10 protein-coding genes and 1 pseudogene are annotated in these 10,382 nt (G+C 71.5%); 8 read left to right on the top strand and 3 right to left on the bottom strand.

The genetic code is table 11. The features are described 5' to 3' along the window. Window positions 1-526 (top strand): annotated as a pseudogene (locus DJ74_RS17220) (DNA-binding protein); the annotation flags it as partial. Between the two features lie 36 nt (window positions 527-562). On the opposite strand, the gene fer reads toward DJ74_RS17220, so the two are convergent. Further along, entirely contained in the window at window positions 563-1,222 is a 660-nt protein-coding gene (gene fer / locus DJ74_RS17215; protein ID WP_094522665.1) for a ferredoxin Fer, read from the bottom strand. Window positions 1,223-1,350: 128 nt separating this feature from the next. Here fer and fen point away from each other — a divergent pair, with 128 nt between their 5' ends. The 4 genes from fen (at window position 1,351) to gcvPB (ending at window position 5,902) form a co-directional block, all read left to right on the top strand. After that, on the top strand, window positions 1,351-2,328 hold the full coding sequence (gene fen, locus DJ74_RS17210) for a flap endonuclease-1 (RefSeq protein ID WP_094528044.1): 978 nt from the start codon (window positions 1,351-1,353) through the stop codon (window positions 2,326-2,328). Between the two features lie 253 nt (window positions 2,329-2,581). Continuing rightward, window positions 2,582-2,965 (top strand): glycine cleavage system protein GcvH, encoded by a 384-nt coding sequence (gene gcvH, locus DJ74_RS17205; RefSeq protein WP_094522661.1) that lies wholly within the window; start codon window positions 2,582-2,584, stop codon window positions 2,963-2,965. Window positions 2,966-3,142: 177 nt separating this feature from the next. Then, window positions 3,143-4,471: an aminomethyl-transferring glycine dehydrogenase subunit GcvPA gene (gcvPA, locus tag DJ74_RS17200; RefSeq protein WP_094528043.1), complete on the top strand. Its 1,329-nt coding sequence runs from the start codon at window positions 3,143-3,145 to the stop codon at window positions 4,469-4,471. Then, on the top strand, window positions 4,472-5,902 hold the full coding sequence (gcvPB, locus tag DJ74_RS17195; protein ID WP_094528042.1) for an aminomethyl-transferring glycine dehydrogenase subunit GcvPB: 1,431 nt from the start codon (window positions 4,472-4,474) through the stop codon (window positions 5,900-5,902). Between the two features lie 25 nt (window positions 5,903-5,927). Here gcvPB and DJ74_RS17190 read toward each other — a convergent pair whose 3' ends face one another. Next, window positions 5,928-6,683: a helix-turn-helix domain-containing protein gene (locus DJ74_RS17190; protein WP_094528041.1), complete on the bottom strand. Its 756-nt coding sequence runs from the start codon at window positions 6,681-6,683 to the stop codon at window positions 5,928-5,930. 173 nt (window positions 6,684-6,856) lie between these two features. Between DJ74_RS17190 and DJ74_RS17185 the strand changes: the two genes are divergently transcribed. Beyond that, the gene (locus tag DJ74_RS17185; RefSeq protein WP_094528040.1) at window positions 6,857-8,098 is read left to right on the top strand and encodes a threonine synthase; all 1,242 of its coding nucleotides are present in this window, start codon (window positions 6,857-6,859) and stop codon (window positions 8,096-8,098) included. Between the two features lie 47 nt (window positions 8,099-8,145). On the opposite strand, the gene DJ74_RS17180 is transcribed toward DJ74_RS17185, so the two are convergent. Beyond that, on the bottom strand, window positions 8,146-8,622 hold the full coding sequence (locus tag DJ74_RS17180) for a cupin domain-containing protein (RefSeq protein WP_094522651.1): 477 nt from the start codon (window positions 8,620-8,622) through the stop codon (window positions 8,146-8,148). Between the two features lie 150 nt (window positions 8,623-8,772). Here DJ74_RS17180 and gnd point away from each other — a divergent pair, with 150 nt between their 5' ends. Both gnd and DJ74_RS17170 read left to right on the top strand, forming a co-directional pair. After that, window positions 8,773-9,678: a phosphogluconate dehydrogenase (NAD(+)-dependent, decarboxylating) gene (gnd, locus tag DJ74_RS17175; protein ID WP_094528039.1), complete on the top strand. Its 906-nt coding sequence runs from the start codon at window positions 8,773-8,775 to the stop codon at window positions 9,676-9,678. A gap of 113 nt (window positions 9,679-9,791) precedes the next feature. Beyond that, on the top strand, window positions 9,792-10,136 hold the full coding sequence (locus tag DJ74_RS17170; protein ID WP_094522647.1) for a DUF5802 family protein: 345 nt from the start codon (window positions 9,792-9,794) through the stop codon (window positions 10,134-10,136). Window positions 10,137-10,382: the final 246 nt, after the last annotated feature.

The following is a 10,382-nucleotide window of genomic DNA, read 5'->3' as shown; positions in this document are numbered from 1 at the left end:
CGACGTCGAGCGCGTCGCGGAGCTCCGCGAGGCGGTCGCCCTTGAGGCGTACTACCAGTCGTACCAGGACAAGCGCGAGCTCGTCGCCGACCTCCTCTTCGAGGACGGCGGCAACCTCGCGGCGCACGTCTCCGAGCAGTTCCGCGAGAAGCTGGAGACGGAGGTCGAGACCGCGACCGCCAACGTCGTCACCGAGGCGGTCGACGGCGTCGAGTTCGACGTGCTCGACACCGACGGCTACACCCACCGGTACGACTTCCCGCCGACGCCGCTCCTCCTCGACGACCTCCACCGCCGGCGCGCGAACGGCGAGGCGCACGCGACCGTCGGCATCGGCACCGACGAGCTGTACATCCGAACGAGCGAGGGCGTCTCCGTCCGCGACGTGGCCGAGCGCGCGGCCGAGCTCGCGCCCGCCGCCGACGTCACCACCGCTGGGCTCCGCGAGGGCAAGATCGAGTTCCTCTCGGGCGAGCGGGACGCGGTCGAAGATGCCGTCGTCGCCGCCGTGGCCGAGGCGTTCTGAGCGGGGCACCGCCCCGGTCGCGCTCGGCGAGCGCACTCACCGCCGCGTGAACGGTCCCGGCGGGAGGATGAGATCGTCGAGCTCGGAGAGGTGTTTCACGTTGAAAACGACCTTCAGCTCGTCGCTCAGCGGGTAGCCGTTACACGAGAGCCGGAACCCCCGCTCGGCGAGCTCGTCGGGCATGATGTGGTTCGCCGGCTGCGAGAGCTCCCCCTCGACGAGGTACACCGCGCAGTTCGCGCAGGCGCCGCCGCGACAGGAGAACGGCCACTCGAACCCGCGGTTCTCCGCCGCCTCTAACAGGCTCTCGTCCGGCTGGACGAGCAGGCGTCCGTGCTCGGCCGCGCCGAGGTCGGCGTGCGACGCCCGCCGGAAGAGGTCGTCGTCGTCGAGCGACCAGCCGTAGTCGGCGAGCGCGTCGTAATCGAGGAACTCGACGCGGGCCGGCTCCACCTCGGCGGCGTCGCCCTCCTCGTCGGTCAGGTCGACGTCGGCGGCGGCGACCGCACCGTCGTCCCCGTTTCCGTTCCGCTCCCGCTCGTCGAGCTCCCGATAGGCGCGCCTGACGAGTTGGAACTCCTCGAGCGTCCCGCCTCGGTCCGGGTGCGCCTCCTTCACCCGGTCGCGGTAGGCGCGCTCGATCGCGGCCTCGTCGGCGTCCTCGTCGATTCCCAACACCTCGAACGGCGAGACCATTCCCTACCGAGACGTAGTCGAGTGACGCACATAAACGCCCCACAAGCCGGCAGTGCGGGGAGGCGAACCGGCCGGGGGTCGGTCCGCGAGTCGATGGTTTAAGAGCCGCGGCGCCGAGGGATCGCGTAATGGGAAACGCGGACTTACGCGACCTCGCGGCGATCCGGGACGTCGCCTTCGAGGAGATCGAGGGGAGCGTCGTCGCGGTCGACGCGCACAACTGGCTGTACCGGTACCTCACGACGACGGTGAAGTGGACGGCCGACGAGAAGTACACCACCCCCGACGGCGTCGAGGTCGCGAACCTCATCGGCGTCGTCCAGGGGCTCCCGAAGTTCTTCGAACACGACCTGATCCCGGTGATGGTGTTCGACGGCGCCGTCACCGACCTGAAGGCCGACGAGGTCGCGGACCGACGCGAGAAGCGCGAGCGGGCCGAGGACCGGCGAGCGGCGGCCGAGGAGCGCGGCGACGCCGTGGAGGCCGCCCGACTGGAGGCCCGCACCCAGCGGCTTACGGACACGATTCAGGAGACGACGCGCGAGCTGTTACGCCTGCTCGACGTGCCGGTCGTCGAGGCCCCGGCCGAGGGGGAGGCCCAGTGCGCGCGCATGGCGGCGACCGGGACCGTCGACCACGCCGGAAGCGAGGATTACGACACGCTGCTGTTCGGCGCCCCGACGACGCTCCGACAGCTCACGAGCAAGGGCGATCCGGAACTGATGGAGCTCGCGGCGACGCTCGACGAACTCGAACTGGACCGGCAGGGGCTGATCGACGTCGCCATGCTGTGCGGCACCGACTTCAACGAGGGCGTTCACGGCGTGGGGCCGAAGACCGCCGTGACGGCGGTGAAGGAGCACGGCGACCTCTGGGGCGTCCTCGACGCGCGCGGCGCCGAGATCCCGAACGCCGCGGAGATCCGCGAGCTGTTCATGGACCCGCCGGCGGCCGACGTCGCCGTCGACGCCGACGTGAACCCCGACGTGGAGGCCGCCCGCACCTACGTCGTCGACGAGTGGGGCGTCGCGGCCGACGAGGTCGAGCGCGGGTTCGAACGCATCAGGGAGTCGCAGGTCCAGACCGGACTCGACCGGTGGTCGTGAACGGCGGGGCCTCGGCGGTCGCGATCCGCCGCGCCTCCCCGCGTTGCGGACGAGCGGAGCGGCGAGAAGCCGGCGCGGTGGCCGCGAACATACCTTTTATTTCCCCTCGCGGGAAGGGAGAACCACACGTGTCGTGGACCACTTCTCGACCGCGGATCCCGCCGGTCGGCGTCTCCCGGGGGCGGGCCAGCCGCGACCGCACGGCGCGGACGTGCGGGTCGGACCGAGTGTCCCACGACGACCCCTTTCACCAATGAGCTTCGAAGTTCCCGACGAGTTACGGTATCTGGAATCGCACGAGTGGACCACGACCGGCGGCGACAGCGTCCGCGTCGGCGTCTCCGACTTCGCGCAGGACGAGCTCGGCGACGTCGTCTTCGTCGAACTGCCGGAGGTCGGCGACGAGGTCACCGGGGGCGAGCCGTTCGGCGTCGTCGAGTCGATCAAGGCCGTCTCGGACCTGTACGCCCCCGTCTCGGGCGAGGTCGTCGCCGTCAACGAGGACCTGTTCGACCGCCCGGAGCTCGTCAACGAGGACCCGTACGGCGACGGGTGGATGATCGAGATCGACGCGGTCGACGGCGGCGACGCCGAGGGGCTCCTCGACGCCGACGAGTACGACGCGCAGATCGCGTAGCGAACCGGACGGCGGAACGGACAGAGCGGGACTCGCCAGCGGACACACGACAATGAGAACCTCACCCTTCGACGGACGATCCGGTACCGGACGACAGAGCGACGGCGGGCGCGCGGGAGCGGACCGACGTACGGGAGCGAGCCGACGCGCGGCGGGCCGACGCGGGGGATCGGACCGATGAGCGGAACGAGCGGCACTCCGTACGCGCCGCACACCGACGAGGAGACGGCGGCGATGCTCTCGGCGATCGGCGCCGAGGACGAGGAGGCGCTGTTCGACATCCCGGACGACGTCGCCTTCGACGGCGATCTCGGGATCGAGCCGCGCACGGAGCGGGAGATCCGCGCGGAGTGTTCGCGGATCTTCGGTCGGAACGACGACCTGACCGAGTTCCTCGGGCGCGGCCACTACGGCCACTACGTCCCGAGCGTCGTCGACCACCTCTCGGACCGCGCGGAGTTCCTCACGAGCTACACCCAGTACCAGCCCGAGATCTCGCAGGGGTTCCTCCAGGCACTGTTCGAGTACCAGTCGATGCTGGTGGAGCTCACCGGTCTCCCGGTCGCGAACTGCTCGATGTACGACGCCGCGACCGCGCTCGGCGAGGCGGCGACGCTCGCGGACCGGGTCCGGTCGACCTCGGGCGACACCGTCCTCGTCCCGGAGCAGCTCCGCGAGGGGAAACGCGAGGTGCTCGCGAACTACTGCGGGGGCGCCGACCTCGCTATCGAGCCGTACCCGATGGCCGACGGCAACGCCGACGTCGACGCCCTCGCCGAGCGCGTCGGCGACGACGTCGTCATGGTGTACGCCGAGAACCCGACGGTCCGCGGTTGTATCGAGGAACGGCTCGCGGCGGTCGGCGACCTCGCGGCCGACGCCGACGCGCTGTTCGTCCTCGGCTCGGACGTCGTCTCGCTCGCGGTCCTCGAGGAGCCGGCGAGCGTCGGCGCGGACGTCGTCGTCGGCGAGGCGGACGCGCTCGGGCTCCCGACCGCCTACGGGATGGGGCTCGGGATCTTCGCCTGCAGCGACGAGTTCCTCCGGCAGGTGCCGGGGCGGCTCGTCGGCGCGAGCGAGGACGCCGGCGGCGACCGCGCGTTCACGCTCACGCTCCAGACCCGCGAACAGCACATCCGGAAGGAGCGGGCGACCTCCAACATCTGCACGAACCAGGCGTGGGTCGCGCTCCGGGCGGCGATCCACGCGGCGGTGCTCGGGCCGGACGGCCTCGTCGACCTCGCGAACGACTGCGTCCGCGAGTCGGCGGCGCTCGCCGACCGGATCGACGGGCTGAACGGCGCCGTCGCGCCGGTCCACGACCGCCACCACGTCCGGGAGTTCGCCGTGCGCGTCGACCAGCCGGCCGCGGCGATCGCCGAGGACCTGGAGGCCGAGGGCTTCGCGGTCCACGTCGTCGACGAGCATCTCCTGCAGGTGTGCGTGACCGACCTGAACGCGGCCCGGACGGACGACCTCGTCGCGGCGTTCGAGGAGGTGATCTGAGTGATCCACGACCAGGCCAGCTACGACCGGGACGACGAGGACGTCCGGGAACCGCTGCTCTCGGAGAAGGGAGAGGCGACCGTCGACGTGACCGCGGATTCGCCGCTCCCGGACGACCTGACGCGGGACGAGCTCACGCTCCCCGCGCCCTCCGAGCCGGAGATCGCCCGCCACTACACCCGCCTGTCGCAGATGAACTGGGCGATCGACTCCGGCCCGTACCCGCTCGGGAGCTGCACGATGAAGTACAACCCGAAGTTCACCGAGGACGTCGCGGCCGACCCGAACGCGGCGGTCCACCCGGACCGCTCCGAGCGGTCGGCGCAGGGGAACCTCGAGCTCCAGTACCGGCTCCAGGAGCTCCTCGCCGAGATCGGCGGGATGGACGCCGTGACGCTCCAGCCGCCGGCGGGCGCGGCCGGCGAGCTCACCGGTATCCTCGTCGCGAAGGCGTACCACGAGCACCACGGCAACGACCGCTCAGAGGTCGTGATCCCGGCCTCGGCGCACGGGACGAACTTCGCGACCGCCGCGACCGCCGGCTACGACGTGGTCGAGCTTCCCTCCGGCGACGACGGGCGGGTCGACGTCGAGGCGCTGGATGCGGCCGTCGGCGACGACACGGCGGCGCTCATGTTAACCAACCCGAACACGGTGGGGCTCTTCGAGCGCGACATCACGGAGATCGCCGAGATCGTCCACGACGCGGGCGGGCTGCTCTACTACGACGGCGCGAACCTCAACGCCCTGCTCGGCCGCGGTCGACCCGGCGACATGGGGTTCGACGTGATGCATTACAACGTCCACAAGACGTTCGCGACCCCCCACGGCGGCGGCGGCCCCGGCGCCGGCCCGGTCGGCGTCGTCGACGAGTTGGCCGAGTTCCTCCCCACGCCGCAGGTCCGCGAGAACGAGAACGCCAGCAGGTACGAGCGCTTCGAACCCGCCAACACCATCGGGAAGGTCCACGGCTTCACCGGCAACTGGCTCGTCCTGATCAAGGCGTACGCGTACGTCGCCCGACTCGGCGACGAGGGGCTCTCGGACGCGTCCGCGAAGGCCGTGTTGAACGCGAACTACCTCGCCGAGCGGATCGACCTGGACGTGCCGCACGGCCCCTTCCACCACGAGTTCGCGGCGACGGCCGGCGAGCGCGACGCCGCCGACGTCGCCAAGCGCATGCTCGACTTCGGCGTCCACCCGCCGACGACGAAGTGGCCGGAGATGGTCCCGGAGGCGATGCTGACGGAGCCGACCGAGATCGAGGGGCAGTCCTCGCTCGACGACCTCGCCGAGGCGTTCAACCTCGCGTACGCCGACACCGACGAGGCGCTCGACGCGGCTCCGAACCGGACGGCCGCGAGCCGCATCGATCAGGTCTCGGCCGCGCGGAACCCGCGGCTCTCGTGGCAGGCGCTCGACGACGAGTGAGAGGGAGCGGCGGGGGGTCGACCGATTACGGATCCGTCACCGGGACGCCGGTCCGCTCGGAGCCGCGAGCCGCGTCGCCGTCGCCCCCGTCGTCGAGCCCGTCGATCGACGAGCCGGGGGCCCGGAGCGCCGATCCGGAGCCGGGACCGTCGGCGTCGAACGGCGGCCCCTTCTCCACGAACCGTCGTAACACCTGCCCCTCGGCGCGATGGAGCGTCTCGCTGCAGGTCGACTTGGCGATGTCGCGGTCGGTGGCGAGCTCGGTGAGCGTGCACTCCCGCGGCGTGTCGTAGTACCCCGCCTCGACGGCGGCGCGGACGAGGTCGCGCTGCGTCTCGGTGAGGACCGGGGTCGGCTCGTCATCGCCGGTCGACTCGACGGTCGCGCCCGCGGCCGCGAGCCGGCGCCCGAACGCCGAGAGCCGCTCGCGATCGTCGACCACCGCGAGGGTCGCGCGGCCGTCGGCGACCTCGACCGGCGACTCGGTCGGGACGCCGGCCCGGCGGGCGGCGGCGACGTACGACGGGGGCGGGGCGGCCACGCGGGCGACCGTCTCCGCCTCGCTCTCTCCGACGATATCGACGTCGTCCACGCGGTCGTGACCGCGGAGGGCCTCGACGGCCTCGACGCGGCCGATCCCCGTCGCCGCCAGCCCGGTGACGTCGCCTTCGTCCCCCGCCACGGTCCCCGTGACCCGGAGCGACGCGTCGGGGGCGGAGCGGGAGGCCTCGCCGAGCCAGGAGTCGGCGGGGAGGTCGAGCCGCAGTCGCGTCCGGCTCATCGGTTCCCCCTCGCGGCGGTCTCCGTGCCGTCGTTTCTTGACATTCGTCTGACGGTACGGCGCCTCGCTCCCTCCCGGTGTCCCTTCATTCGTTTCGATCTTAAGTAGTCGGTCGGCGGCCCGAGATCGTCGAGATCGGTGCATCGAAGTCGAGCGCGGCCGACCGGCCCCACATGGAGACGGCGGACGCGTTCACCGGACTCTCGTGTGTCGACTGCGGGGAGACGTTCGACGCGGCGACGGCGACCCACCGCTGTCCCGACTGCGACGGGATCTTGGACCCCGCGTACGACTACGACCGGGTCGACCTGACGCCCGCGGCGCTCGTGGAGCGGCCCTTCGAGTCGATGTGGCGGTACGCGGACCTGCTCCCGTTCGCGCCGGAGACCGCGGTGTCGCTCGGGGAGGGCGCGACGCCGCTCGTCGAGTGTCCCGCGCTCGCCGACGCGATGGGCGTCGGGCGGGTCCTGCTGAAAGACGAGGGCGCGAACCCGACGGGGACGTTCAAGGACCGCGGGCAGTCGCTCGCGATGACGGCCGCGCGCCAGCACGGCGCCGAGGCGGTCGCGCTGAACAGCGCCGGCAACGCGGGGCAGGCGGCGGCCGCGTACGCCGCGCGGGCGGACCTGGACGCGCACGTGTTCCTCCCGTCGCGGGCGGGATTCACGCAGAAGGCGATGACGGAGGTCCACGGAGCGGAGCTCACCGTGGCCGGCCCGATGGACGGGAACTCTCAGATCGGCGACGCCGGGGCCGCGTACGCCGAGGCGATGGACGACCACCCCGACTGGTACTCGACGAAGACGTTCGTCACGCCGTACCGCCACGAGGGGAAGAAGACGATGGCGTTAGAGCTCCTCGAACAGCTCGACTGGGAGGCGCCCGACGGCGTCGTCTACCCCACCGGCGGCGGCGTCGGGCTCGTCGGGATGCACAAGGCGGCCCGCGAGGTCAGCGATCTGGGGTGGACCGACGGGCTCGTCCCGATGTACGCCGCGCAGGCGGCCGGCTGTGCGCCCGTCGTCGACGCTTACGAGGCGGGCGCCGACAGCCACGAGCCCGTCCCCGACGACGAGGTCGACACGGTCTGTAACGGGATCGCGATCCCGGACCCGGGCGCGAGTCACCTGATCCTGGACGCGGTCAGGGAGTCCGACGGCGGGGCGGTAGCGACGACGGACCGGGAGATCCTCGACGCCGCTATCGAGGTCGCTCGGTCGGAGGGGCTGGAGGTCGGCGCGACCTGCGCGGCCGCCGTCTCCGGGGCGTTCGCGCTGGCCGAGTCCGGTGAGTTCGGCCCCGACGACACCGTCGTCCTGCTGAACACCGGCGCGGGCAACAAGGACGTCGACGCGCTCCGAGCGCACCTCGGCGAGCGCGAGGCGGCCGCCGAGAGCGGAGCGGAGGACGTCTGATCGCCCGAGCGACCGGCGGCGACGCCGCTTCGTCGGTCGAGCACCGCTCACATCTCCCAGTAGTCGACGTCGCCGTCGGTCTCGTAGTAGCCCTCCAGCGACCGCTCCTCGCGGCCGCCCGGGGGCGAGCCGACGTAGACCCCGAATGTGCCGGAGTCGGGATACACCGTCACGTCGGGCTCGGTCATCGTCGACAGCGCGAGGTACCGCACCGGCTCGTCGCCATCGTTGACGACGCGGTGCGCGCCGGACTCGTCGGCCGCGAACGCGACGTAGTCGCCCGCCTCGATCGCTTCCGTCTCGCCGCCGTGCCGGAGGGTCGCCTCCCCCGCGAGGACGTAGAGCGCCTCCTCGTTGGCGGCGTGGTAGTGGTACGGCCACGACTTCGCCCCGGCGGGGAGCTCGTAGAGGCTACAGCCGATCCCCTCGCCGCCGGCCGCCTCGGCGAGCTGTTTCCGCCGGAACCGGGTCTCGCCGCGGTCCGTCTCCGTCCAATCGAGCTCGTTCTCGGTAACGCGTCCCATGTGCGCGGCTCTCGGCCGGCGAGCAAAACGGTTTGGGGGGTCGCGCGGGTCGGCTCGCGGCGAGCGCGTCGTCGATACGCGGGTCGGCTCGCGGCGCCGGGCGGCCGCCGAACCGGAACCACTACGGCGGGCGGTCGCCACCCCTCGCGCATGGAACTCGGCGTCATCGGACTCGGGCGGATGGGGCAGATCGTCGTGAACCGGTCGCTGGCGGCGGGTCACGACGTGGCCGCGTTCGACCTCTCGGCGGAGGCGACCGCGACGGCGGCGGAGGCGGGCGCGACGCCCGCGGACTCGGTCGCCGACCTCTGCGACCGGCTCGGCGAGGAGAAGCGGATCTGGCTGATGGTGCCCGCCGGCGACGCGGTCGACGCCACCCTCGCGGACCTGGAGCCGCACCTCGACGGCGACGACGTGGTCGTCGACGGCGGCAACTCCCGGTTCCACGAGTCGGTCCGGCGCGCCGAGGAGACGGACGCCGCCTACCTCGACTGCGGCACGTCCGGCGGCCCCGCCAGCGCCGAGGCGGGCTTCTCGCTGATGATCGGCGGCCCGGAGTGGGCCTACGAGGCGCTCGTCCCCGTCTTCGACGCGGTCGCGACCGGGCCGGACGGCCACGACCGGATGGGCGAGTCGGGGTCGGGCCACTACGTGAAGATGGTCCACAACGGCGTGGAGTACGCGCTGATGCAGGCGTACGGCGAGGGGTTCGAGCTGCTCGCCGAGGGGCGGTACGACCTCGACATGGAGTCGGTCGCTCGGACGTGGAACAACGGCGCAGTCATCCGGTCGTGGCTCCTGGAGCTGTGCGAGGAGGCGTTCCGCGAGGAGGGGTCCGACTTGGGCGACGTCGCCGACCGCGTCGCCGGCGGGTCCACCGGGACGTGGACGGTCGAGGAGGCGCTCGAACAGGAGGTCCCCGTCCCGCTCATCTATCAGGCGCTCGCCGAGCGGTTCGACTCGCGGAACGAGGGTCGCTTCTCTCGACGGCTCGCCAACCGGCTCCGGTACGGCTTCGGCCGTCACGAGGTCGCGCGGCGGTCGGACGGCGCGTAACGGCCGGCCGGCTCCGATTTTTTAACGGCCGTCGCGGGGCGGTCGATTATCAACGTCACTCACGCGCCGGGTAACGCTTATATACTACCGTGCCAGAGGTTATCACGCATAGCATGTTCGAGCGATTTTCCAGCGGCTACTATCTGGGGGAACTGTACGTCGAGCCCCACGACGGCGACCGCGCCGTCATCCGGCGGGCCGACCACGAGCAGGTCAACGAGCAGCTCTACGCGGACGGCGAGGGGGTAGAGCGACTCGACGCGCCGCTCGTGATGAAGGTCGGCGCCGGTCACATCCCGGTCGCCGGCGACGACGACGTGCCGAGCGGGACGCTCGCGCTCCCCCACGAGCTCGCGGACGAGACCCTCCCGGACCGGAAGAACGTCCTGCTGGCGGACGCGGATCGGGCGGAGGCGCTGTTGCGCTGGGAGGGCTGGGAGCCACACGTGAACGCGTGATACGAGAACGGTTCTGTCGATTCCGTTTTCTGTGGCGTCTGCGCTCCAGTTAGTGGTTTATAAATAATCGACCGCGGATCGGCGGGAAACAACTCCGAAGCCCCAGTCGCGAAGACGGCGCACGCTCGTTGCGCTCCTCAGTCGCTCGTTTCACTCGCTCCCTGCGGTGCTTACGTCGCCTGCGCCGTCTTCGCGACTGCCCCTTTGAGTCCCACCCGACCGCACAGCGACCGCACCTCACGCCTC

The sequence above is a fragment of the Halorubrum sp. Ea8 genome (genome assembly GCF_002252925.1).
Classification (GTDB): domain Archaea; phylum Halobacteriota; class Halobacteria; order Halobacteriales; family Haloferacaceae; genus Halorubrum.
Note: the sequence above shows the minus strand (reverse complement) of the source record. Positions and strands in the feature narration are given on the sequence as shown.